Genomic DNA, 23,906 nt, shown 5'->3' on the forward strand with positions numbered 1-23,906 from the left:
GCCATTGTATCATGAAATATTTACACTCTTGTACTGATGTACCTTACTCTTAACAAAATTAATACATGCGGAGTATTTTTCTGTTAATTCACTAAATTGAAAGGGTTTTCAAATGCAATTATAGAAGAATAGAAAGGGTGTGTATTAAATAAGGGGGATTATGAATTGAAAGCACTTATATCATTATCGAACAAGATTATGCAACGCTATCTGCCTGATCCATTTTTATTTGTTGTCATTTTAACGTTGGTTGTATTCGGGTTTGGTCTTATTTTCACTGAAAGTTCGAGCCTTGAGATGGTTCAGTATTGGGGCAACGGCTTCTGGAGCCTGCTTGCCTTTTCCATGCAGATGGTTCTCGTGCTTGTTACAGGGTATGTACTGGCAAGCAGTCCATTGTTTAAACGGTTCCTCGGCTTCCTGGCATCATTTGCGAAGTCACCCGGTTCCGCAATTGTCATCGTTACCATCGTTTCCATGATTGCAAGCTGGATCAACTGGGGCTTCGGGCTGGTCATTGGGGCATTATTTGCGAAAGAGCTTGCCAAACGGGTGAAAGGTGTCGATTATCGCTTGCTGATTGCCAGTGCCTATTCTGGATTTGTTGTCTGGCATGCAGGTTTCTCAGGTTCCATTCCGCTATCCATCGCAACAGCAGATCATCCTTTCCAGGATATGATCGGTGTCATCTCCACGAGTGAAACCATATTCGCTACGTTCAATGTATTGATTGTCTTAGCACTATTTATTGTTCTCCCCATCATAAACAGAATGCTGATGCCTTCTAAAGAAGAGACGGTAACCGTGGATCCGGAGCTCTTTAATGAGACAGCTGCCACTCTTGAAAAAGGGGCGTTAACACCTGCTGAGCGTCTGGAAAACAGTATGTTTTTATCGATTATTGCTGCTGTTCTCGGGATTGCGTTCTTATTTTCATACTTTATTCAAAATGGTTTCGCCCTTAATTTAGATATCGTCAATTTTTTATTCTTATTCCTGGGCATTCTCTTTCACGGGACCCCTAAACGCTTCCTTGCGGCTGTTCAAGAAGCGATCAAGGGAGCGAGCGGGATTGTCATTCAATTCCCTTTCTATGCTGGAATCATGGGGATGATGACGGCATCGGGTCTGGCTGTCGTCATGTCTGAAGCCTTTGTATCGATTTCAAATGATGTGACCTTTTACTTCTTCGCTTTCCTCAGCGCCGGGATTGTGAACTTCTTTGTCCCTTCAGGAGGAGGACAATGGGCCGTCCAAGCTCCTATTATGCTTGATGCGGCTCAAACCCTTGATGCTTCTGTAGCAAAGACTGCTATGGCCGTGGCATGGGGCGACGCCTGGACAAACCTGATTCAGCCGTTCTGGGCATTGCCTGCTCTGGCAATTGCGGGATTAAAGGCAAAGGATATTATGGGATACTGTGTAATCATCCTTGTCGTTAGTGGAGTCGTCATTTCATTGGGATTATTATTCTTATAATATAAAAGTCACATGCGCCTTGAACCGTTCCTCCTATGGTGAGACAGTTCTAGGCGCTTTTTATGATGAAAATAAAAAGCTGACCTCCTGTGAGACCAGCCGTTATGTATGACAGTTCATTATGTTCTATATTCGCTTCCATTCTATCGAACATTTTCTCTTCTTTCCAGCTCCCCTTCTAACATCTCAATAAATTCTTCTTCCAACCCTTCTTCTTGTGCTAATTGGTAGACATTAGCCAATTGTTCTTCCGTAAGTTTCGTTAAAGATGTCATCAATTACAACTCCTGACTTACAAAGGTATGAATTCCTAATACCCTTTTAATCAATACATAAACCTAATTATCATAATATTTAATTATTTTTTAACTATAATATCCCAGATTTAACTCTATGAAAATAAATAAATGAAATGTTTTTCAGCTTATAATTGAAATTTTTAAAAATTTTAGTAAAATAGAGAGGTACTAAAAGATAGCGCTTTCTTTTTTGTATACATTATTTACAAGATCGATCATTCGGCATTTCATGTTTCACATTCACACCTTTTGGGAAAAACAGCTAGGTAATGCATAATCTCCCTTGTGGGAACTTGTTATGGACAAATTTATATGTATGCATTAAAATGAATATTGTTTCATTTTCCGTTATAACTACATCTGAGGTGAATTTATGAATCAACAACATCGCTTTACATTAACAAGTCATTTAAGATTTATCATTCCTTCCCTATTGGGAATTTTTCTTTTTATGGTGCCGATTCCACAGGAGGACGGAATCACCATACCGATTGCGGTTCTTTCAGGGCTATTACAGGACTGGATCGGGAGTTATATACCTGCGATCATGACGGGACTAATCATCCTTACTGTATTGGGAACATTGATCACAAAGCTCTTACATCCAGCCTTCATTGAAAAATCACCGTTTTTCACAAGTCTATTCGATGTAAGGCCTGTATGGGTTTTTGTCAGAGTCCTTGGTGCTGTGTTTGCAATCATGACGCTATTCAAATTAGGACCTGAATGGGTATGGTCTGACGCAACGGGTGGACTCCTACTAAACCCGGATGGACTTCTCACCATTCTTTTCTCTGTATTTTTATTTGCCGGACTTTTTCTACCTTTATTATTAAATTTCGGTCTACTTGAATTATTCGGTGCTCTCTTAACAAAAGTGATGCGTCCTGTATTCGGTCTGCCGGGGCGATCCTCCATCGATTGTTTAGCTTCCTGGTTGGGAGACGGGACGATCGGGGTATTACTGACAAGCAAACAATATGAGGAAGGCTATTACACCAAGAAGGAAGCAGCCATCATCGGTACCACCTTCTCCGTTGTATCCATTACATTTAGTTTAGTTGTCATTTCAGAGGTTGGTCTTGGAGACTATTTCATTCCATTCTATCTTACAGTGGCTCTTTCAGGGATTATTGCCGCAATTGTATTGCCACGAATCCCGCCTCTATCCCGTAAGCCTGACACTTACTATAATGGACAAGAAGGCAAGAACACGATGGAGGTCATTCCTGAAGGCTACAGCCGCGTTGGGTATGGATATGAGCAAGCCCTTGTTCAAGCGAAAAACAACAATAGTACTTCTAAATTTTTCACTGATGGCATGAAGAATGTGTTGGATATGTGGATGGGTGTAGCACCAATTGTTATGGCGATCGGTACAACGGCACTTATCGTAGCGGAAAACACGAAGTTCTTTGAATATATCGGTATGCCGCTTATTCCATTACTGGAGCTTTTACAAATTCCAGAAGCAGCAGAAGCGTCTCAATCGATCCTTGTCGGTTTTGCAGACATGTTCCTTCCAGCCATCTTCGGATCTGGAATTGAAAGTGATTTAACGAGATTCGTCATTGCTTGTTTATCTGTGACACAATTAATCTACATGTCAGAAGTGGGTGGGTTATTACTAGGTTCAAAGATTCCTGTTGATTTCAAGGACTTAGTGATCATCTTCTTACAGCGTACATTCTTGACTTTACTTGTCATTGTGGCGATTGCTCATATGATTTTTTGATGGATGAATGAAACCCAGGTTCAGATTTGAACCTGGGTTTTTTCTATTGTTACTATTAAACTATTCAGTCGCTCGCTTACCGCTGGTTCTCACCCATTGCTTTGCAAAAAATGAATGTAAGTGTGAATAAATTGTTGACCGTTGCTTTCCGCGGGGAGGAAGTCGAGCCTCCTCGGGCTTTGCCCTGCGGGGTCGCGACCTTTCCTCTATTTCCCGCAGGAGTCAATTGCCTTCCGCTACAATCCACTCTGTGCTCCTACCTTCATACTGCTTATATAAATGATTAGATGATAAACAAACTATCAAACAAACCCTTTTTAACCTCTATTAAACATTAATCTTTTACAAAACAGTCTTAATTTACATGCAGTTATCCCTTTTTTCAATCTTCATAGTTAATCCACCTTTAGGTCTTAACGAAATAAGGGGGTGACATTCCACCTTCTGACTATCCGGCATTTTGAACGTGAAGCGCTGTACGAATAAAGTAGCAATGATCAATGCTTCGTGTAGAGCGAAATGATTGCCAATACAGACTCTAGGTCCTCCTCCAAATGGAAAATAGGCATAGGGCGGAGTCTTTTTGGCATGTGCTTCTAGAAACCTCTCAGGATCAAATGTTAAAGGATCAGGGAAATACTTCTCATTCCTATGCATCAGATATGGTGACACAAGGACGTTCTCACCTTTTTTTATAAGGTGAGGACCAATCATGACATCTTTAACAGCGATTCTTCCAAACATCCAAACGGGAGGATACAAGCGTAGTGTTTCCTGAAGAGCTTGCCGCGTATAATGGAGGTGCGAGAGATGCTCACTACTTAATTCATCGGTTCCTACTACTCTATCGACTTCTTCATAAGCTTGTTCTTTCACCTTCTTATCGCACTCAAGCGCATAGAAGAACCAGGAAAGGAGATTCGCTGTCGTTTCATGGCCAGCCACAAAGATGGTCATTACTTCGTCCATGAGCTGGTTTCTGGACATACTGTTGCCTTCCTCATCCCGGGCATGAAGTAAGGCGTGAAGTAAATCCTCTTTCCCATCTCGATGATACTCTTTTTGATGGATGATCTCCTCCACCACACGCTTTAATTCTTGAATGGATGTCTTATATTGCTTCACCTCAGCAGTCGGCCAAGATAGCGGTGGCTTAAGGAAGGAGCGTATTCGTTTTGTTGCAGTCTCCATAATGGTTTCAAGGTGCACACCAACTTTCTGATGGCCATCTCTAACATCCATATTAAACATGGTTTTCGTAATGACCGCCAGGGTAACCTCCATCATATCCTTTGAGATGTCCCGGGAACAGTTCATCTCCCAGCTCTCCATCATAAAAGAAGCAGACTCGATCATTTCAGTCGTATACTGCTGAATATGACGCGGGGTAAAATAAGGTTGAATCGTTTTTCTCTGTTTTGTATGTAGCGGCGACTCGCTCGTCACAAGTCCTTCTCCAATCAATAGGGACAGTTCCCTGAATTGCTTTGATTTATGAAAGGAATCTGACTGGGTGACGAGTACCTCTTTCACCAATGCTGGGCACATGAGTAAATGAACAGTTCGATTGGCAAAACGAAACTGAACTTTTTCTTCGTCTTTCCCACCCATCTCTTCTAAAAACAGGAGGGGATCCTTCCGGAATTGTTCTAACTGGCCCAATGGATGAAAGGAATGGAGGACGGTTGGTTTTGTCATGATTCACATCTCCTTTATTTTTTGAATGCGAGCAAATGACTATATCTAGTCGAGCAAGCCTGTATGGACGTTCCTTTCATCCTATTCGTGTACTTTCCTATTCATTAATCCTATTTCATCCGCTCCCTTAACTTCTCCAACACGAGCTCACTAGTCGAAGAGATGGTCCAATGAGCATGTTTCATGTAGTCATCTGCCCCTACTCCGACTGTGAACATTTTCGTATTCAGGAGAGCCTGTAGCCCTGCTTCGCCATCTTCAATGCCCACACAGTTTTCTTCCGGTACCCCAAGAGCATGTGCCGCCTTCAAGAAAATTTCAGGATCTGGTTTTCCTTTTTTTAATGAGGTCGGGTCAATAATGACAGGAAAGTACTTCTGTAACCCCACTTTCTCCAGTACGTAGGGTCCATTTCGACTTGAAGAAGCAAGTGCGACAGGTACGTTTTCCCTCATCAATTCTTCTAAAAATTCAATTACACCCGGTAAAACGTGCTCTGATGTAAGATCTGAAATCAGAGATAGATAGATCTCATTACGCTTATTGGCCAGTTCGATGATTTCTCTCTCTGAAACTTGAACATTTCCTTCCTTTAACAGATGTTGAACCGTTTCTTTTCTACCTATTCCTTTTAGTTTATTATTTTGCTCCTCAGTATAATGGATCCCATAAGGCCGCATCAGCTCTTTGGTGGCTTGAAAATAAAAGGGCATGGTATCTGTAATGACTCCATCCATATCAAAAATGACAGCTTGCAATGTCCTCTTCATCTCAGTATTCCTCCTGTATGCATAGTAAAAGGCTGCACCAGAATGAGGCAGCCTTTACTTTCACTTATTTTTCACCGGCAAGGTTACTTCCACTCTTGTTCCTTTTTTCACTTCTGATTCAATGAGTATAGACCCTTTATGGTCTTCAATGATCTTTTGACTAATGGTCAGCCCGAGCCCCATTCCTTTTTCTTTCAAGGTGAAGAACGGCTCTCCCAGTCTCTTTAGACGATCAGAGGGAATCCCGACCCCTTGATCTTGTATTGCAATAACGATCGTATCGTTCAATACCTTCCAATCGACATGGATTTCTCCTTCATCCATCGATTCAATCGCATTTTTAATAATATTAATAAAGACCTGCACGCATTGATTCTTATCTCCAAATACCCAAATCGAAGAGGATGGCACTTCAACATTTAAGGTGATTCCTTTAAGGATCGCTTCATGTCCCATTACCTTGATCACATAATTAAGCACTTCACTCATATCAAAGTGTCGGTATTCCCTCATTTGAGGTTTAGATAAAATGAGCAGCTCTCCGACGATTTGATTGATACGGTCCATCTCGGAGGACATGACGGTAAGATAGTGGTCGGGTACATGCTCATTCTCTTCCAGCAGTTGAATGAACCCCTTGATGCTTGTAAGGGGATTCCGGATTTCATGGGCGATTCCTGCCGCAAGCTCTCCGACCACAGAGAGCTTCTCTTTTCTTAATAGCATCTCTTCTGCTATTTTCTGCTGTGAAATATCCCTGCCGATGATGACTAACCCCTTTCTTGTGTGATTCGAGTGAAATAATGGGACTTTAATGACATCAAAGGTCTTGTATTCACCGTTCGGAAGGTAGAATCCCTCTTCACATCTCGTTACCTTTTCCGCTTTCCACGATTTTTCATCGGAGTCAATACAATAGTCGAAGGCGTCCTTAAAGAATGGAACGAGTTTCCCCAGATCACTGTCTGTCTTTCCTTCATAATCGATCCCCTCAAGATTATACAGCTTACGACCAAATTGATTGACCTTTAACCAACGTCCTTCTCCATCCTTAAAGCACACAAAATCCGGCAAGGAATGAAGAAGAGTTGAAAGCTGGTTTTCTTCTTCCAGTAATTTTTGATGCTCTGAAAGAAACGACTTCCCTTCTTTTACTGAGAGTGCGAGAACGGCTCCTCCCACAATGGTTGATAGAAGGGCTGCGATTACATTCCATGGCTTATCCAGAATGAGTACAGCGATGAGCTGAAAGACAAATAGAGCCATGACAATCATTATTTTGTTGTAAAATGTGTGTTTTATTATGCGATTCTTTGTCTCTCTCATCCCGTCACCCGTCTCACTCATACTTTTGTTCGTTAATATAAGTTAAATATATATGGACCGATCGAAGTAATATAAAATAAAATATAGATTCCCATAAAGTAAAAGGCACCTGCAAAGGATCCCCAATCAGGATCACGACCTATTTTCCAGATTCCCCAGCTGATCGCACTAATCAACAATAATAGTGCGTACCCGCTTCCGGGAAACACAAAGTATTCCGGAGCAACCTGGTAAAAATAAGCGTTCATCGCATTGCTTGTATAGCTGATCGGCATCAGCATAAAAATGATGATCGATGCATACTCGGCCCAACTGATTCCGTCTTTTTCAAACACATTTGGTCTGAATATGTACAATAAGATTAATAAAAAGAGTGATGGAAGCACCCAGTAAAAGGATGTCAATATCGTCACCAGACTGCTGAACATCATGAGAATGCCGTTGTTAAGTGCCTCTTTCACGGATCTTTTCGACCAGTTCGTACTTTCTGAAACAACTTGATCGTTCTGAGATGCCCCGTATAGTTCATATGTACCACCATCATAATTAAACCAAACCAGTGCCTCATCTGTTAATTGCACTGGAGAATATGTGACATGCTTTGTTGTACTGATAGGAGAACCCTCTAAGATTTCTTGATTTTGAAAAGGGGCCGCATACAGGCTCATCGCACTGTTATCACCAATCCGCTGTCCTTCTGAAGTGAACACCACGAATTCTTCTCCCTCAACGCTTACAAACTGTACCCCGCCGGGACTCGTCAGCTTTTCCCCGGTATCTTTATTTTCGAATTCAATCTTACTCCCGGTTAAAATCGATGATCCCATTTCCTGTAATGGAACCTGGACCTTGTATACACTGTAGGAAAGAGTCCCTTGAGTGCGCGATTTCTCATTGTATAGAACGGTGAGCTGATCATCTGCTGCTTTAAACGTTAAACCATCCATCTTTTTATTCGGCGCCGTATTTACCAGGAGAAACGGCTTCTCACTTATTTCCAGGTCTTCATTCATATAGTAGACGAAGTCATGTGTGTCATCTTGTTTTACCTGAATGATGGCACTCCCGTTGTCTCCTATGTGAATATCAGAAATTTCAGACTGAAAGGTGTAGATTTCATTAGAAGAACCTTCTTGTACGTTATACTCATAAAGTTGATTGTCATTCCAATAATAGACTTTATTTGAGGCTGTTCCTAATCCTGTAATCTCTTCTGAGAGGATTCGATCCTCATTGTTTCGAGTCAGAACCAGATTTCCATTTTTATAATAGATCACGTCATTCCCATTGGACCAAAATGGATAACCTCTTGTAATCTTAGTATTTATGACTTTTTCATCAGATACCTGTATGTCCTCATTGATTGTAAGCGCGTAGACCTTTCCTTCGCTCGACAAGTAAAGCTTATCATCATTTTGAAAGATCTGCGGTTTCTCTTTGGATGTGAAATCGAGTGGAAGAGAACGGCTCCAGTTGGGCTGAGGTAACTCTTTCACTAAAAGCAGTTGGTGAAAGAACAAGGCAGATATGAATAGGAGCATGATTCCTATAGGTATACCGAATACTTTTAATTTTTCTCTCATCTGAACCCCCTATGTAAAATCCTTTGACTTCTGAATCTTAGCATAATTCAGATAGTTTTTCACCATTTTTTTCCACAACAAGAGAGGGACAACAGCGTTTGTTGCTTCCTTTTCAGTATAACATTTCCGTTCCATTTTACTATTAATAATTGTCATATTTTGTCGTATTTTAGAATGAACGTTCTTTTAGAATAAAAAAAATTGATCTTTAAGAAACTATTGTTTCTTAAAGATCAATCTGTTCACTTACTTCGTTTTTAATTTTTCTAGCATGTCAGCTGTCATTTTGGCTAAGTCGTAATCTGCTTTGAAGCCCCACTCATTCATGGCTGCGCTGGAATCGATGGCGTTCGGCCAGCTTTCAGCAATGCCTTGGCGAACGGGATCCACATTATAATCCAATGTAAAGTCCGGTTGGTGGACGCGGATCGCTTTTGCAATATCCTCAGGTGCTACGCTCATAGCTGACACATTAAAGGAATTACGGTGCTCAAGCTTTGAGCCGTCCGCTTCCATAAGATCGATGATTGCATTAAGGGCATCCGGCATATACATCATATCCATGTAGGTTCCTTCCCCGATATATGAGGTATACTGGTTGTTCTTGATTGCTTCATAATAGATCTCTACCGCATAATCAGTGGTTCCCCCACCAGGCAGTGTTTCATACGAAATCAGTCCAGGGAAACGCAGGCCTCTTGTGTCCACCCCGAATTTCGTGAAGTAATAATCAGATAGAAGTTCTCCAGACACTTTGTTTACTCCGTACATTGTAGTAGGGCGCATGATGGTGTCTTGTGGAGTTGAATCTTTTGGCGTTGTTGGACCGAATGCCCCAATCGAACTTGGTGTGAAGAATTGGCATTCTAATTCTCTGGCTGCTTCAAGGGCATTTACAAGTCCACCCATGTTTAAATTCCAAGCAAGGAGAGGTTTTGCCTCTGCTGTTGCCGATAATAGCGCAGCCAAGTGAATAATGGTATCTACCTTATTTGATTTTGCAATATCAAACATTTTCCCGGCATCCGTGACATCCAGTTGTTCAAAAGGCCCGTTCTTCACAACCGGACTATCCGTCTCACGAATATCCGTTGCAATCACGTTATCTGAACCATATACTTCCCGTAGTCTATTGGTAAGTTCAGAACCAATTTGTCCTAATGCACCCGTTAATAGAATCTTTTTCATCGTATTTCCTCCTGCGTTTCCCTTTGGTGATATCGTTTCATCATTCATACAGATAGGGCTGACTCTTAAAGCCAGACCCTATCACGTTATTTATAAAGCGGAATTAGATAATTCCCATTTCTTTACCGACTTTTTCATATGCTTTAATCGCTTGATCGAGCATGTCTTTCGTATGTGCTGCTGAAGGCATGTTTCTCACGCGGCCAGTTCCTCTTGGTACTGTTGGGAACACGATAGATTTGGCATATACGCCTTCTTCATATAAACGTTTACTGAAGTCCTGGGTTGCCTGCTCTTCGCCGATGATAACGGGAGTGATTGGCGTCTCACTGTTCCCGATGTCAAAGCCAAGCTTCGTCAACTCTTCTTTCAGGTAACGGCTGTTTTCCCACATACTATCTTGAAGCTCTGTGGAGTTCATGATCAGGTCAAGTGCTTCTGTACAAGCCGTAACGTCTGCCGGCGTCAGGGATGTAGAGAATAGGAAAGGACGTGAGCGGACCTTCAACCAGTCGATCAGGTTCTGAGTTCCTGCCACATATCCACCAACTACACCGATTGCTTTCGATAACGTACCCATTTGGAAGTCTACTTTGTCTGCCAGGCCAAAGTGCTTGACCGTTCCCGCACCTTTTCCAAGGACCCCGGAACCGTGAGCGTCATCTACATACGTCATGATATCAAATTCTTCAGCAATTTCAACGATTTCAGGAAGTTTACAAACATCTCCATCCATAGAGAATACTCCGTCAGTGATAATCATGATTTTCTTGTATTGACCAGATTCCTTCGCTTCTTTAGCTTTCGCACGAAGGTCCGCCATGTCTGAGTGACCAAAACGGATAATCTTTGCCTTCGAAAGACGGCAGCCGTCAATGATGGAAGCATGGTTCAGTTCATCAGAAAGGATGGCGTCATTCTTGTCCATAACCGCTGAAATTGCAGCCATATTACAGTTGAATCCTGATTGATAAGCGATCGCTGCTTCTGTTCCTTTAAACTTCGCGAGCTTCTCTTCCAGTCTCACATGAAGATCAAGAGTACCATTGATTGTACGAACAGCTCCAGCCCCTACACCGTATTCTTTCACCGCTTCAATCGCTACCTTCTTAAGGCGTTCATCAGTAGCGAGTCCCAGATAGTTATTAGAAGAAAGGTTCACAAGCTTCTTATCATTAATCGTAATCATCGGTCCGTTTGCACCTTGCAATGGATCGATCTCATTATATAATCCTCGTGATTTTAAATCCTCAAGATTTTCTTGTAAAAAATGATCTAATGTTTTACTTGTCATGTCCTTATCCTCCCGTTATGTAAGCGTTTTAAAAACAAATGTCCACTCCAAAAACACACTATTTATCAGTTGATTCTTTATAATTGCTAATGATTATTCTACTTCTTAGTTTAACATGTTTTTTTGTGATGGACAAAATATATCTTATCAACTTAGTTTGTGTTTGTATGGGCGACTTCATGCAATTACTCGAGTAAAACATTTCTACTTTTGGATGGGGTTAGAGCGAAAAGATGGACCGTTTCTTTCCGCTACAGGCACAACATTCCCCGGGGAGGAAGTCGAGCCTCCTCGGGCTTGCCCTGTGGGGTCTCGACTTTTCCTCTATTGCCCGCAGGAGTTAAGTGCCTTCCGCTACAATCCACTCTGTGCTCTTTACATTTAGAATACCTATGGTGTATGGAAGTATATATAGCGTATATACCCAAAACACCTATCTTTTCAACATCTGTCATAAACTATCCATATATTATGTGAAATATTTCACAAACTTATAATACAATAAATATATACTGTTAAAGCAGGTGATGGAAATGTCTGTTCTTGAACTTATAACCTCATTAACCCCGGTATTAGCCGTTCTCATTTTCCTTGTGATTTTGCGGCTACCGGCTTCTGTTGCAATGCCTGTCAGCTTCTTCCTGACTGTCATATTAAGTCTTGTATTCTGGAAGGTACCTCTTATACAGGTCGGTGCTGCCACGGTTGAGGGAATCATTATTGCTTTCACTATTCTTTGGATTGTTTTTGGAGCGATCCTGCTTTTGAATGCGCTGCAGAACAGCGGTGCCATGGAAACCATCCGCAATGGATTTTCTATGATCTCCCCGGACCGCCGTGTGCAGGTCATCATCATTGCTTGGTTATTCGGCTCTTTTATTGAAGGTGCCGCTGGATTTGGAACGCCTGCTGCCTTGGCAGCACCATTACTTGTGGCGTTAGGGTTTCCTCCCCTCGCAGCCGTGTCACTGGCTCTTATTGCAGATAGCAGTGCCGTATCGTTCGGTGCGGTGGGTACTCCGATTATGGTAGGGATCGATCAAGGATTGAGACAGGGAGGAAACCTTGCGGGACAGGTGGAACAAACCGTTGGAACTCAACCTATGATGGATTATTTAAGCGGTGTAGCCAGTCAGGCTGTGAGTATCGATTTATTCATAGGGAGCTTCATTCCCCTCTTGCTTGTCGTGATGCTGACCCGTTTCTTCGGTCCGAACCGCTCCTTTAAAGAAGGGCTTGCCCTGTGGAAGTTTTCTCTTTTTGCAGGTCTATCATTTACATTACCGGCTTTACTTGTAGCCACTTTCTTAGGTCCAGAGTTCCCCTCCATTATCGGTGGACTAGTCGGACTGCTGATCGTCGTTCCTGCTGCGAAGCGAGGTTTCTTATTACCGGATGAGGCTTGGGATTTTGAAACACCGCCTGAAAAAGATCCTGATCCAGGATCCGTTCCTGCCAAGAAAATGCCGATTTGGTTAGCGTGGATCCCTTACTTACTTGTAGCTGTTCTCTTGGTATTAACCAGATTGAATCTTTTACCCGTAAGGGAATGGCTCAGAAGTGTCAAAGTAGGCTGGAGCAATATTTTAGGAACAGATATTTCAACTCAATTTGAACCGCTTTATCTGCCCGGTACGATCTTTTTGGTGGTGATGCTCCTGACATTTATCGTTCATAAAATGAGTATCCTTCAAATAAAAGAGACGTTCCGACAATCTTTATTTACGATTAAAGGAAGTATCATCTCATTAATGGCTGCCGTTCCCATGGTAAGGATTTTCATTAATTCCGGTGTGAACGAAAGTGATTTGGTGAGCATGCCAATGGAACTTGCCACTTTGGTGTCAGGTTTAGTGGGTGAAGGATGGCCCTTTGCCGCTCCCCTCATCGGAGCACTCGGCTCTTTCATCTCTGGGAGCGCCACGTTTAGTAACATGATGTTTTCTCTCTTTCAATTTAGTGTTGCCGATCAAATCGGAGCAGATCCCCAAACCGTTTTATCACTACAGGTTCTTGGGGCCAACGCTGGAAATATGGTATGTGTCCTGAATGTAGTGGCTGCTGCATCTGTTGTTCAGCTTAGCGGAAAAGAAGGTCAGATCATCCGGATAACCGTTGTTCCGATGTTACTATATGTGCTGTTATCAGGAAGTATCGGTGCCTTCGTGCTCTATTTCTTTTAAAGAAAAAGGATGAACAAATGACATCCCATTTGTTCATCCTCTGCTTATTTAATGACGTTACGGGTGACCCTGTACTCCAGTATCGCCTCGTGCATCCTCCTTAACGCCAAGTCGATCCGCTCTTTCGGACAGGCGATATTCATTCTGACAAAGGTGTGTCCACTCTGACCAAACTTGAAGCCCTCATCAAATTTCACTCTGGCCTTTTCCAGGAAAAACGTACACAGCTCTTCACCTGTCATGCCTAAATCTGTGCAATCCATCCATATGAGGTGAGTAGCCTGTGGGGTGATGCCTTTCAGCTCTGGAAGGTGCTGCTCTAAATAATTCAGTACATACTGTTTATTCTCTTCAAGCACCATTAAGAGCTCATTAAGCCAGGGTTCCCCCTCCTCATAAGCCGCAATCGTTCCTTCAATCCCAAACACATTCGGTCTCATCAGGCCATAGCCGGTCAGCTTCTCATTATATTTATCTCTTAATTCTTTGTTTGGTATGAGAAGGATGGAGGTTTGCAGTCCGGCAATATTAAAGGTTTTACTTGGAGCCGCACATAGGATACTGCGTTCTTTTAAGCTCTCATCCCCCTTGAACATCGGAACGTGCTCATATCCTTTGTATACCAGGTCCCCATGCATTTCATCTGAAATGATCCATAGGTCGTGCTTTTTAGCGATTGAACCAATCTTCCTTAATTCCTCTTTCGTCCATACCCGTCCAACAGGATTGTGAGGACTGCAAAGAATAAGGAGTTTCGTCCTCGGATGGGATGCCTTCTCCTCTAAGTCATCAAAATCAATTGAGTATTCTCCATCATTATAGAAAAGCGTATTTTTTATAACCGAGCATCCATGGTTCTCAATCGTACTGTAAAAAGGATAATAAACGGGATCTTGAATGATTACACCGTCTCCAGGTTCCGTCAATACGGACAACAATACATTGATACCCGGGATGATTCCCGGACTAAAGCTGATCCACTCTTTTTCTATATCCATATGGAAGCGTCTCTTCCACCAGGAAATAACAGACTCGAAGTATCGATCGCTGAATGTCGTATAGCCGTATATGCCATGCTGAGCCTTTCGATTCATCGCTTCGACAATGGCAGGCGACACTTGAAAGTCCATGTCTGCGATGCACATAGGAATTACATCCTCGGCAGGAAACGACCATTTAACGGAGTGTGTATTCGTTCTCTCGATGCAATCATTCCAATTCATAACCTTATGCCCCTCTCACATATATCTGTCCTTACTTTATACCAGAATGAGGACAGGGTGAATACCTAATTTTAAAAGAGGAATTCCCCTTACTTAATGTAGATGAGTTTCATGTCCAGATGCTTATTACACTCACTACTTTTCAACGGTTTTCCCTTCCTTAGCCTTTCTTTGGATATGTTTCATTCCTTCCCGCTTACTTAACGGTGCCAGCTTCTCTGATTCAATGAATTGCTGAACCGCTTCCGGATCCGTTTTGGAATACTCCCGGAGCGCCCAACCGATGGACTTCTGAATGAAAAATTCCTTTGATTCATTATGCATTGATATGTATCTGAACAAACGATCCTGATCTGTTTTTTCTTTATATTTCAATTGATATAAAATGGATATCCGGTTCAACCACATATTATCGGAATGGATCCATTTTTCCAAGTATGCGTCATCTTCTTCGGTTTGATAAATCTTCCCTACGTGATTGGGAGCAATATGATCGATTGTATCCCACCAGGATTTTTCTGTAATGATTTCTTCCAAAATGGGCAGGTGTTTTTTTGTTAAATATCTGGATTGTTTATCTAATAGGGAAAGAGCCATATATTGACATTCCCTTTGAGGTTCAGACCAAAGGGAACGAACGATTTCAGGCAATTCTTCGACTCGTGGTTTACCGTTTTCCTTCAGAAAGTCCCGTAGTAAAGCTGTACGCTCCGGCGTCCTGATTCCATAGAACTGAAATTGATTCCTCATATAAGCTTCCATGGCTTCCCGGTTTTCACTATTTTGATGCTTTTTTAATAGAGTGATGATTTTATCAGAATACTCATGTCCCATCTTTTTTCTCCACCTTTTGATTTTGTTCTTCGCATTCAAAACAACTGCTTTTTCCATTCTCCTTTTGCACACCGTTAAAAAAACCATCTAAACAATAAAGTGGCTTCCGACAGAGATAACAGTAGTCTACCAGCTCTTTCATTCTTTTACTGTTTCCTTCTCACGTAAGTAAGGTAGTAGCTTGTTCGTTGCACATATATGATAGTCTAGCTTGATTTCCATTTAATCCTCTCCTGTCTGCACTAACTCTATTCTTACTTCTTTCTAATGTGGGAGAATACCTCTTTTAAACAAAAAAGAAACAACCCTCAGCTTGCTAAAGGATTGTCTCTTTTTGGCATTTGTCTCATAAGGAGAAAGTGAAGAAGCTTTTTACTTTGTGGTAATGAAAAACCAACGATGGAACCGAGGCCCAGTGCGATAATGACCGTCCCGATCCCGACAGGACCACCAAGTAACCAGCCGAAGAAGAATACAATGATCTCCATTCCATTCCTTACCCACTGAACTTTCCAGCCCGTCTTTTCAACTACGAGCAGCATCAGGCTGTCACGGGGTCCTGCCCCTAAATCAGCCGACACATATAGTCCGATACCGTATCCGATTACCACAATCCCAATAGCAAACACAATGGACTGTGCCAATAAAGATTGAGGATCAGGAAGAACATAATTAAATAAATCTATGAAAATACCGATTAACAGCATATTAATAAAAGCACCGACTTTAGGGAATGACTTCGTTCCAATTCCCGTTACGAACAAGATGACAAAGCCCGCAATAATGGACCATGTACCAATCGTCAGTCCGAGCTGCTTAAAGAGCCCATAATGAAACACATCCCAAGGTCCGATTCCAAGGTCTTTCCCTTTGATCGTCAAGCTTATGCCAAATGCAAGTACAAGGAGTCCTGTAAAGAAGAACGACCAACGTAAAATTAATTCTCTATTCATGAAAATCCCTTCCTACACCATAGTCATTTCATTGATTACCCGGATAAATGTATCACAGAATAAGAAACAAAAAAATTTCATAAAACCTATGGGGTTGGTGGGGATAATTTACTGGTGAAAATTTCGTATAGGGCCCCTCCTCTTTTTACATTTTTTGTTAAACGGCCGGATTATTTGTGATTTCGGCCGGATTTTCACGAAAAACGGCTGGATTTTCAGCTATTTCCGCTGGATTCACTAACTCGCGACACCCAATAAAACATTTGACACTTTGAACTCCCTTAATTCTTCACTCTTCATAAATAAATCAATATAAACTACTGAGTTTCCAAGCTAAGAAAGTATATTTCTCCATGAAACAAGCTCAACGCATCAAAAAAATTCTCTACTCTTCAACCAACTCAATTATTTCCCCGTCAGGACCGAAGAAAAAGACCACTTTCCAGCCATTCTCAAGAACAACAGGGCCCTCAACAGGTACTAACCCGCTATCCTTTAATAGACCAATCTCCGTTTCCAGATCGATGACTGCCAAGGCTAAATGAAGAAATGTCCGCTTCGAACCGTTATCTTCCCCAGGCTCTTCAATAAGCTCCAATCGACAATCGTTCTTTTTCAAGAATAGTATCTTCTCACTGCCCCATTCGAAAACCATTTCCTCCTCAAACCCAAAATAAGATTGATAGAATTCTTTCGACCGAACTAAACTCTTTACATTCATTCCAATATGATGAAGTCTCATATCCATTCTCCTTACAAAATTACATTCATATCACCAAACTCATGCCATTTATAGTTTTTTAACAATGCAGTTTGATAGGCGTTCATTAATTTTTCCTCTGAAATAAAAGCCTTCAAGAGATCCAGATGACTTGCTTCCGGTTCATGCAGGCCCGTGATGAGACCATCTACGAGTCGGAGGGGCGTATCCCCCGATATATATAAGTTTGTTACGCCTTCAGAAGGCTTTAGCTGTCCATATTGAGTCATGACGGTCTCAAGGGCACGAACAACTGTAGTGCCCACTGCAATGACCCGTTTTCCACTATTCTTTGCCTTAATGATTTTGTCCACTGTCCCTGAACCTACATGGTATTCTTCGGGATGGTTTTTTGGTGTCGGCCAGCGATCATCTCCGTAATAGCTCAAACCTGCGTGAAGCTGTATGAACACGATCTCAATTCCTTTCTGCTTCAAGGATTGCATCAACTTCCACGAAAAGGCCCTGCCGGCAGATGTCATTTCCACAGATCCGGGGACTGAACCATATACGGTTTGGTAGCAATCAAGCGGCCATGGAGAATCGATATATTCATATCGGATCGGCTCTCCGTTTCTGTAAAGAAAATCAAAAAGCTCAACACCACTTCTGTTAAATTTCAATTGCACCAGCGGTACTTCACTACCTTCACCCACCATGTTGGCCCGAACTCCACCTGAGAAACAAATCGGTTCCCCCGCTTGATAGAAGTCTCCTATGATAAGCGCATCCCAACAGTCATCATCTATTTTTCTGGATAAACGAACTTCGAAATATCTGTTTCCTTGCTTCCCCTTTAGAGAGGCAGGAATGGTCCGGCTGTTGTTTAAAACCAGTACATCCCCCTTATTCAAAAAATCGGGTAACTGCTTGAATCGAGTATGATCACATTTACCGGTCTCACGGTTCAACACCATCAACCTTACTTCGTCTCTTTCAAATCCTTGAAGCTCTATGGGCGTAGATGCGTTTAAATGGGAAGGGATATCAAAAGTCTTAGCCGTTTCATTCATTCTCCCCGCCCCGATTCCATCCGAAATTCCTGCGCTTCAAATCGATTCCCATTCTCTTTTTCTGAAGCGTCGGATGCAAGATATAAAAAGACGTCAAGGTGATCATTGGGACCCGCAAGTGGATAATCACATTCCGGGACAGCCTTGTCGTGCATGTCCGTATCCATTTCCCCCGGATCGACCATATTCACCCGCACCCCTGTATCACTCAGCTCATCGGCCCACGTTTGGGTTAAACCCTCGACAGCAAACTTCGAAATTCCATAAGCCCCCCACTCAGCAAAGCCTGTTTTACCCGCTTCTGACGTTAAGTTAATAATTGAACCTTTCCCCCTGCTGATCATTCCAGCAAGGACTCTTTTCGTTACTAAAAATGGATTCAATGCATTGATTTTCAGCACCTCAAGAAATTCTTCTTCAGGATAATCGGCCAACAAACGCGGACCAGGGCCAAAAACGGATGCGTTGTTAAAAAGAACATCGACTCCCCCCAACACTTCCTCCGTGACAGAAACAAAACGGTCGACATCCCGGGAATCAGAAACATCGGATTTTAATGCAACCACCTCTGCCCCTAACGCCTTCAATTCTTTCTCAACCTCCAGTAGGGGTCCACTCGTCCGGGCACAGATCGCAAGCTTTGCCCCTTCCTTGGCAAATTGTAAGGCGAGGGCCCTTCCCAACCCTTTTGAAGCTCCGGTTATCATGACTACTTTATTTTTCAACATGTTTATTTCCCCTTTCCTAACTCTTATTACTCATAGTTTATGAAAAGTCCCCTTTCAACAAATCGTCTAAAGGGGGTCATGGGTAATGGAAAATTAGATGTAGCAGACTATCAGCCTTTTGATGTAGTTTTGTAAAAAACACGAACATTAATGCTGGAAATACGATTTACATTCGTGTTATAATTAAATTGAAAATAAATAAAGCAGTGACTGGCGAAAATGTGGAATCAACCACAAGGGAGCTGCGAATCTTATAAATCATGAGCCATTAGCCGTTCGCCTGGGCAGGAGGCAAGGGGATACCCTTGTCTTCTTTTACTATAATCAGGAGGGATTGCAGTGGAACCACTAGTATTAGACGGGAAACTTGTTGCATCTGAAGTAAAAGAAAGCCTAAAGTCGAGAGTCGCTGTTCTAAAAGAAAATGGGACTACCCCATGTCTTGCGACTGTACTTGTTGGAGACGATCCATCTTCCGCTACGTATGTGAAGATGAAGGGTAATGCCTGCGCGAAGATCGGGATGGAATCAAGAAGAATTCATCTTCCTAAGGAAACGACAACGGATGAACTGTTAGACGTGATCCATGAGCTTAATCAAGATTCTTCCGTCCATGGGATTCTCTTGCAGCATCCTGTTCCTCATCATATTGATGAGCGTTCTGCTTTTGAAGCAATCTCCATTGAAAAAGATGTTGATGGCGTCACGAGCCTCGGATTCGGTCAAAATTCACTGGGTTTTGGTGAATATCCTTCCTGCACACCTGCTGCAATCATGAGCATCATCGATTACTATGGTGTGTCTCTTGAAGGAAAACACGCTGTCGTTGTAGGAAGAAGTCCGATTCTAGGAAAGCCTGTTTCCATGATGCTGTTGAATCGAAACGCTACGGTGACGACATGTCATTCGTATACAGAGAACCTGCCTGACATCCTCGCTACTGCAGATATCGTGGTGGCAGCAGTAGGTAAACCTAACTTCATTCAGGGGGACTGGATAAAAGAAGGTGCTGTCGTTCTTGATGCCGGCTATAACAAAGGGAACGTCGGAGACATCGATTATGAAGCATGTTATGAAAAAGCAAGCGCGATTACTCCTGTACCAGGTGGAGTGGGCCCTGTGACCATCTCCATGCTATTAAAACAGACCGTTGATTCTGCTGAGAAATACGGTTCTGTTCTACAAAATTCATAAACAATAATTGGTAAGAGGCTGACTCGTCAAAGGAGTCAGTCTCTTTTTTTCCTATTTTTCACTTATTTTTTCTACGTTTCAGGAAAGAATGGTAAGGAATAGAAAGATAAAGGAGCGTTCATATGGACACACAACACCAAAATGCTTTTTCCAAAACACCGGAGCCCTATTGGAGGGAAACGGCTAAACTCCCCTTGTTTAAAAAGCTTGATAAAAACATAAAAGTGGACGTGACCGTTGTTGGAGGCGGGATAGCAGGCATCACCACTGCCTATCTGTTAGCTAAAGGCGGAAAAAAGGTGGCGCTGATTGAGGCTGACCACTTATTGAACGGAACAACGGGGCATACAACGGCTAAGATCTCCGCCCAGCACGGATTGATTTATGATGAGCTCATCCAACATTTTGGACAAGAGTTTGCAAAGAAATATTATCTGTCACAGACGAAGGCTCTTCAGTTTATTAAAGACACGATTTCCAGTGAAAAAATCGATTGTCATTTTACAGAAGAGGACTCGTATGTTTACGCGACTACTGATCAATACGCTACAAAAATCCAGAAGGAATACGAGGCGTATCAGAAGTTAGAAATTATGGGAGAGCTCCTCGAAAAACTCCCAATTGATCTATCTATCAAAAACGCTGTCGTGATGAAAGCCCAGGCACAGTTTCACCCCTTAAAATATCTAAAAGCCTTGATTGATTCTTATACGGGCCTTGGCGGTCAAATATTTGAAGGAACACCCGCTAAAACCATTAACGAAGGAGACTCCACTCAAGTTGTGACCGCAGACGGTTTTCACCTGGATAGCGAACATGTCGTCATCTGCTCTCACTTTCCTTTTTATGATGGTATGGGCTTTTATTTCACAAAAATGTACGCAGAACGCTCGTACATTCTTGGAGTAAAAGCTAAAAAGGACTATCCGGGCGGTATGTACTTAAGTGCAGAAGACCCTACCCGTTCCCTACGTTATGAAGATGATGAAAATGGGGAAAGACTCATTTTAATCGGTGGGGATAAACATAAAACCGGGCAAGGAAAAGATACTATGGATCACTATGAGGCTTTAAAGGATTTCGGGGAAGAAGTCGTCGGCATTGAAGAAATCCGTTATAGATGGTCTGCCCAGGACCTGATCACATTAGATAAAGTACCCTACATCGGGAAATTAACAGAAAAACATCCTGCTATTTTTGTAGCGACCGGTTTTAATAAATGGGGAATGACGTCAGGTACTCTGGCGGGGCAAATTCTATCTGAACAAATTTTAGGAAATCATCATATTTATGCTGACGTCTATACTCCTTCCCGTTTTGTCGCAGATCCAAGCATTAAACATTTCTTCAAAGAGAACGTAAATGTAGCGGGACAACTCATTAAAGGAAAGCTTCAGATTCCAACTAAAAAGGTACAAGAGCTACAAAAAGGCGAGGGCGACGTCGTGAACCTGAACGGGCGACGCTGTGGAGGATACCGGGATGAAACAGGAAAGCTGCACGTCGTAGACACTACCTGTACCCATCTCGGCTGTGAAACCGAATGGAACCACGGAGACCACACATGGGACTGTCCTTGTCACGGATCACGCTTCTCCATTGATGGGGAAGTGATTGAAGGGCCTGCGAAGAAACCTCTCACCAGGTTTGAAGTGAACGATTAAGGGACGGACCTATGGAAAAGAACTCCCGATTATTGTCGAATATAGCCTGGGAAATAAACAGGATCAATAAGCATTTGACATATTTTGTCGCATCTCGCAGAAGAATATTTCCTCGATTATGTCTCAAACTATAAAGGCTTGAGTTACTATTTTGGGAGGGATTTCTGAATGGGACGTACTAAAAAAGGTAACCGTAATGCTCAAAGTAATACGAATGCTAAACAAAATCGAACAAGTTCTGAATTAGTGGAGTTTACAACCGGGCAAGCGAATACGAAGAAAAACCGACCACAAGACTAGTAACGACTAGCTGATTGATTGAAGAATAACCGGCAGGAACACTGCGTCAGGTTATTCTTTTCTTATTTCTCCTGATCCGTTCATCTTTTCGTAGAGGAATCTCAATGCCGACCTCGAATACGTTAAAGAGAAATTGAATAGGAGGATTAGATAATGCAAGAACAAATGTTGTTTCAACAAATGGAATTCATACGACTTCGCACACTGGCTGCTCTCGATGCGACAACAGAAAAACAGGCGGATGAAATGCCTCCTGGCTTCAGAAATTCAATCCGATGGAATTTAGGACATATCCTGCTTTCTCAGGAAAACCTGTTATTCTCCTTTGCAGGGGAAAACGACCGTAAAACACTTCAACCTGAATATGGGGAGCTATTTGGTTTCAATACAAGCCCAGACACCTGGAATACACTCACACCCCCCACACTGAAGGAACTCCGTGAGAAATTGGAGGCACAACCGCAAAGAATGAAAGAAGCATTCTCCGGTCGCTTGGATGATAAAGGAGAAAAGCCGTTTGTTCTTGGTGAACATACTACGTTAACCACTTTAGCTGAAGTTCTTTCCTTTGCTAATTGGCATGAGGGGTTACACCAGGGCGCCATTACATCGATTAAGCGTGTACAAGGGATCGAAAATCTTTGGGAAAAGGTTGAAGAGAAGGTAGAAAGATAAAAAGACATGGCGGCTCCTATGCTGCCATGTCTTTTTATCTGCCTTTAAACAAAATTAAAAAATCTTCGTATCCTTCCTCTTCTAACTTATCCTTGGGAATGAATCGTAAAGAAGCAGAATTGATACAATACCGAAGACCTTTAGGACCGGGTCCATCTGTGAACACATGCCCGAGATGAGAATCAGCTTCCCTGCTTCTTACTTCTACTCTTGTAGAACGATGAGAGAGATCATATTGTTCTTTGACGCTCGCATCCATGACGGGCTTTGTAAAGCTGGGCCAGCCGCACCCACTATCATACTGATCTTTGGAAGTGAACAAAGGTTCACCCGAAACGATATCAACGTATAAACCTTCTTCCGTGTTATCCCAATACTCATTTTCGTACGGTGGTTCCGTTCCATTTTCCTGAGTAACGAAGAACTGCATTTCAGTTAACTTTCCCTTTAAATAGGATCGATCTTTTGGCCAATACTTCTTCAAAAAGTCTTCTCGCCCAGATCCACGTTTATATAGGGCATATCGGAAGGCATTTTCCTTATAGAAATTTTGATGGTATTCTTCGGCTGGATAAAACTCTTGTGCAGGGAGGATCTTGGTAACGACAGGTTTCGTAAACACAGCACTCTGCTCCAACTTCCGTTTTGAATCTTCTGCAAGCTTCCTTTGAATATCATCATGATAAAAAATGGCTGCCCGGTAGGAGGCACCCCTATCCTTAAACTGTCCTCCTGCATCAGTCGGATCAATTTGCTTCCAGTAAAGATCCAACAGTTTCTCGTACGTGAACAGGTCCGGATCAAATGTGATTTGCACAGCTTCATAATGCCCTGTGTTCCCTGATGTCACTTCTTTATATGTCGGGTTTGCCGTTTCCCCTCCTGTATAACCGGAGACAATACGCTCAATTCCTTCCTTCTCATCAAAAGGTTCCACCATACACCAGAAACAGCCCCCGGCAAACGTCGCTTGCTCCATTTCTTCACCTCTTTCGTTTCACGTGAAA

The 23,906-nt window shown here is 42.4% G+C and carries 21 protein-coding genes and 1 riboswitch; of the genes, 7 read left to right on the forward strand and 14 right to left on the reverse strand.

Going from position 1 to position 23,906, the window contains the following annotated elements; genetic code table 11:
* The first annotated feature begins 165 nt into the window (after positions 1-165).
* Positions 166-1,479 (forward strand): short-chain fatty acid transporter, encoded by a 1,314-nt coding sequence (locus ACCB35_RS21765; RefSeq protein ID WP_374055272.1) that lies wholly within the window; start codon positions 166-168, stop codon positions 1,477-1,479.
* Between the two features lie 143 nt (positions 1,480-1,622).
* On the opposite strand, the gene sda is transcribed toward ACCB35_RS21765, so the two are convergent.
* Positions 1,623-1,754, reverse strand: a complete 132-nt coding sequence (gene sda / locus ACCB35_RS21770) for a sporulation histidine kinase inhibitor Sda (protein ID WP_082051344.1) — start codon at positions 1,752-1,754, stop codon at positions 1,623-1,625.
* Between the two features lie 397 nt (positions 1,755-2,151).
* On the opposite strand from sda, the gene ACCB35_RS21775 reads away from it, so the two are divergent.
* A complete protein-coding gene (locus ACCB35_RS21775; protein ID WP_374055273.1) occupies positions 2,152-3,513 on the forward strand; it encodes a YjiH family protein in 1,362 nt (453 codons plus the stop codon).
* A gap of 360 nt (positions 3,514-3,873) precedes the next feature.
* On the opposite strand, the gene ACCB35_RS21780 is transcribed toward ACCB35_RS21775, so the two are convergent.
* From ACCB35_RS21780 to ACCB35_RS21805, 6 genes are all read right to left on the reverse strand, one after another.
* Positions 3,874-5,211: a cytochrome P450 gene (locus tag ACCB35_RS21780; protein WP_374055274.1), complete on the reverse strand. Its 1,338-nt coding sequence runs from the start codon at positions 5,209-5,211 to the stop codon at positions 3,874-3,876.
* A 110-nt stretch (positions 5,212-5,321) separates the two neighbouring features.
* Positions 5,322-5,981 carry a beta-phosphoglucomutase gene (gene pgmB / locus ACCB35_RS21785; protein WP_374055275.1) on the reverse strand — a complete coding sequence of 220 codons (660 nt, stop codon included), beginning with the start codon at positions 5,979-5,981 and terminating at the stop codon, positions 5,322-5,324.
* A gap of 60 nt (positions 5,982-6,041) precedes the next feature.
* Positions 6,042-7,256: an ATP-binding protein gene (locus ACCB35_RS21790; RefSeq protein WP_374055276.1), complete on the reverse strand. Its 1,215-nt coding sequence runs from the start codon at positions 7,254-7,256 to the stop codon at positions 6,042-6,044.
* 83 nt (positions 7,257-7,339) lie between these two features.
* Positions 7,340-8,890: a hypothetical protein gene (locus ACCB35_RS21795; RefSeq protein ID WP_374055277.1), complete on the reverse strand. Its 1,551-nt coding sequence runs from the start codon at positions 8,888-8,890 to the stop codon at positions 7,340-7,342.
* Between the two features lie 246 nt (positions 8,891-9,136).
* Complete coding sequence (locus tag ACCB35_RS21800) at positions 9,137-10,078, reverse strand: L-threonine 3-dehydrogenase (protein WP_374055278.1); 942 nt, start codon at positions 10,076-10,078, stop codon at positions 9,137-9,139.
* Positions 10,079-10,181: 103 nt separating this feature from the next.
* Positions 10,182-11,372, reverse strand: a complete 1,191-nt coding sequence (locus tag ACCB35_RS21805) for a glycine C-acetyltransferase (protein WP_374055279.1) — start codon at positions 11,370-11,372, stop codon at positions 10,182-10,184.
* A gap of 533 nt (positions 11,373-11,905) precedes the next feature.
* On the opposite strand from ACCB35_RS21805, the gene ACCB35_RS21810 reads away from it, so the two are divergent.
* Positions 11,906-13,555, forward strand: coding sequence for an L-lactate permease (locus ACCB35_RS21810; protein ID WP_374055280.1), 1,650 nt, complete (start codon positions 11,906-11,908; stop codon positions 13,553-13,555).
* 44 nt (positions 13,556-13,599) lie between these two features.
* Here the strand turns inward: ACCB35_RS21810 and ACCB35_RS21815 are convergent, their stop codons facing one another.
* The 6 genes from ACCB35_RS21815 to ACCB35_RS21840 form a co-directional block, all read right to left on the reverse strand.
* On the reverse strand, positions 13,600-14,778 hold the full coding sequence (locus tag ACCB35_RS21815) for a MalY/PatB family protein (protein WP_374055281.1): 1,179 nt from the start codon (positions 14,776-14,778) through the stop codon (positions 13,600-13,602).
* A gap of 135 nt (positions 14,779-14,913) precedes the next feature.
* Positions 14,914-15,669 (reverse strand): DNA alkylation repair protein, encoded by a 756-nt coding sequence (locus ACCB35_RS21820; RefSeq protein ID WP_374055282.1) that lies wholly within the window; start codon positions 15,667-15,669, stop codon positions 14,914-14,916.
* 251 nt (positions 15,670-15,920) lie between these two features.
* On the reverse strand, positions 15,921-16,565 hold the full coding sequence (locus ACCB35_RS21825; protein WP_374055283.1) for a YitT family protein: 645 nt from the start codon (positions 16,563-16,565) through the stop codon (positions 15,921-15,923).
* A 385-nt stretch (positions 16,566-16,950) separates the two neighbouring features.
* Positions 16,951-17,307 (reverse strand): VOC family protein, encoded by a 357-nt coding sequence (locus tag ACCB35_RS21830; RefSeq protein WP_374055284.1) that lies wholly within the window; start codon positions 17,305-17,307, stop codon positions 16,951-16,953.
* Between the two features lie 11 nt (positions 17,308-17,318).
* Complete coding sequence (locus ACCB35_RS21835) at positions 17,319-18,338, reverse strand: S-adenosylmethionine:tRNA ribosyltransferase-isomerase (protein WP_374055285.1); 1,020 nt, start codon at positions 18,336-18,338, stop codon at positions 17,319-17,321.
* Complete coding sequence (locus tag ACCB35_RS21840; RefSeq protein WP_374055286.1) at positions 18,335-19,066, reverse strand: SDR family NAD(P)-dependent oxidoreductase; 732 nt, start codon at positions 19,064-19,066, stop codon at positions 18,335-18,337. The genes ACCB35_RS21835 and ACCB35_RS21840 overlap by 4 nt, the downstream gene beginning before the upstream one ends.
* A 196-nt stretch (positions 19,067-19,262) precedes the next feature.
* Positions 19,263-19,359, forward strand: a riboswitch (ZMP/ZTP riboswitch).
* Between the two features lie 46 nt (positions 19,360-19,405).
* Here ACCB35_RS21840 and ACCB35_RS21845 point away from each other — a divergent pair.
* The 4 genes from ACCB35_RS21845 to ACCB35_RS21860 all read left to right on the forward strand — a co-directional run bounded on the left by ACCB35_RS21845 (position 19,406) and on the right by ACCB35_RS21860 (position 22,899).
* Complete coding sequence (locus ACCB35_RS21845) at positions 19,406-20,260, forward strand: bifunctional 5,10-methylenetetrahydrofolate dehydrogenase/5,10-methenyltetrahydrofolate cyclohydrolase (RefSeq protein ID WP_374055287.1); 855 nt, start codon at positions 19,406-19,408, stop codon at positions 20,258-20,260.
* 122 nt (positions 20,261-20,382) lie between these two features.
* Positions 20,383-21,924 (forward strand): FAD-dependent oxidoreductase, encoded by a 1,542-nt coding sequence (locus ACCB35_RS21850; RefSeq protein ID WP_374055288.1) that lies wholly within the window; start codon positions 20,383-20,385, stop codon positions 21,922-21,924.
* A gap of 168 nt (positions 21,925-22,092) precedes the next feature.
* The gene (locus ACCB35_RS21855; protein WP_262372000.1) at positions 22,093-22,224 is read left to right on the forward strand and encodes a hypothetical protein; all 132 of its coding nucleotides are present in this window, start codon (positions 22,093-22,095) and stop codon (positions 22,222-22,224) included.
* A gap of 153 nt (positions 22,225-22,377) precedes the next feature.
* A complete protein-coding gene (locus ACCB35_RS21860) occupies positions 22,378-22,899 on the forward strand; it encodes a DinB family protein (RefSeq protein ID WP_374055289.1) in 522 nt (173 codons plus the stop codon).
* Positions 22,900-22,933: 34 nt separating this feature from the next.
* Here the strand turns inward: ACCB35_RS21860 and msrA are convergent, their stop codons facing one another.
* Positions 22,934-23,878: a peptide-methionine (S)-S-oxide reductase MsrA gene (gene msrA / locus ACCB35_RS21865; protein WP_374055290.1), complete on the reverse strand. Its 945-nt coding sequence runs from the start codon at positions 23,876-23,878 to the stop codon at positions 22,934-22,936.
* Positions 23,879-23,906 lie beyond the last annotated feature (28 nt).

It is taken from the genome of Rossellomorea sp. FM04394 (assembly GCF_041889765.1).
GTDB lineage: Bacteria > Bacillota > Bacilli > Bacillales > Bacillaceae_B > Rossellomorea > Rossellomorea aquimaris_B.

What these genes read in the sequence shown, in the direction of transcription:
- sda (WP_082051344.1), bottom strand. Translation starts at nt 1,754, where the DNA reads ATGACATCTTTAACGAAACTTACGGAAGAACAATTGGCTAATGTCTAC.
- ACCB35_RS21775 (WP_374055273.1), top strand. Translation starts at nt 2,152, where the DNA reads ATGAATCAACAACATCGCTTTACATTAACAAGTCATTTAAGATTTATC.
- ACCB35_RS21780 (WP_374055274.1), bottom strand. Translation starts at nt 5,211, where the DNA reads ATGACAAAACCAACCGTCCTCCATTCCTTTCATCCATTGGGCCAGTTA.
- pgmB (WP_374055275.1), bottom strand. Translation starts at nt 5,981, where the DNA reads ATGAAGAGGACATTGCAAGCTGTCATTTTTGATATGGATGGAGTCATT.
- ACCB35_RS21790 (WP_374055276.1), bottom strand. Translation starts at nt 7,256, where the DNA reads ATGATTGTCATGGCTCTATTTGTCTTTCAGCTCATCGCTGTACTCATT.
- ACCB35_RS21795 (WP_374055277.1), bottom strand. Translation starts at nt 8,890, where the DNA reads ATGAGAGAAAAATTAAAAGTATTCGGTATACCTATAGGAATCATGCTC.
- ACCB35_RS21800 (WP_374055278.1), bottom strand. Translation starts at nt 10,078, where the DNA reads ATGAAAAAGATTCTATTAACGGGTGCATTAGGACAAATTGGTTCTGAA.
- ACCB35_RS21805 (WP_374055279.1), bottom strand. Translation starts at nt 11,372, where the DNA reads ATGACAAGTAAAACATTAGATCATTTTTTACAAGAAAATCTTGAGGAT.
- ACCB35_RS21810 (WP_374055280.1), top strand. Translation starts at nt 11,906, where the DNA reads ATGTCTGTTCTTGAACTTATAACCTCATTAACCCCGGTATTAGCCGTT.
- ACCB35_RS21815 (WP_374055281.1), bottom strand. Translation starts at nt 14,778, where the DNA reads ATGAATTGGAATGATTGCATCGAGAGAACGAATACACACTCCGTTAAA.
- ACCB35_RS21820 (WP_374055282.1), bottom strand. Translation starts at nt 15,669, where the DNA reads ATGGAAAAAGCAGTTGTTTTGAATGCGAAGAACAAAATCAAAAGGTGG.
- ACCB35_RS21825 (WP_374055283.1), bottom strand. Translation starts at nt 16,565, where the DNA reads ATGAATAGAGAATTAATTTTACGTTGGTCGTTCTTCTTTACAGGACTC.
- ACCB35_RS21830 (WP_374055284.1), bottom strand. Translation starts at nt 17,307, where the DNA reads ATGAGACTTCATCATATTGGAATGAATGTAAAGAGTTTAGTTCGGTCG.
- ACCB35_RS21835 (WP_374055285.1), bottom strand. Translation starts at nt 18,338, where the DNA reads ATGAATGAAACGGCTAAGACTTTTGATATCCCTTCCCATTTAAACGCA.
- ACCB35_RS21840 (WP_374055286.1), bottom strand. Translation starts at nt 19,066, where the DNA reads ATGTTGAAAAATAAAGTAGTCATGATAACCGGAGCTTCAAAAGGGTTG.
- ACCB35_RS21850 (WP_374055288.1), top strand. Translation starts at nt 20,383, where the DNA reads ATGGACACACAACACCAAAATGCTTTTTCCAAAACACCGGAGCCCTAT.
- ACCB35_RS21855 (WP_262372000.1), top strand. Translation starts at nt 22,093, where the DNA reads ATGGGACGTACTAAAAAAGGTAACCGTAATGCTCAAAGTAATACGAAT.
- ACCB35_RS21860 (WP_374055289.1), top strand. Translation starts at nt 22,378, where the DNA reads ATGCAAGAACAAATGTTGTTTCAACAAATGGAATTCATACGACTTCGC.
- msrA (WP_374055290.1), bottom strand. Translation starts at nt 23,878, where the DNA reads ATGGAGCAAGCGACGTTTGCCGGGGGCTGTTTCTGGTGTATGGTGGAA.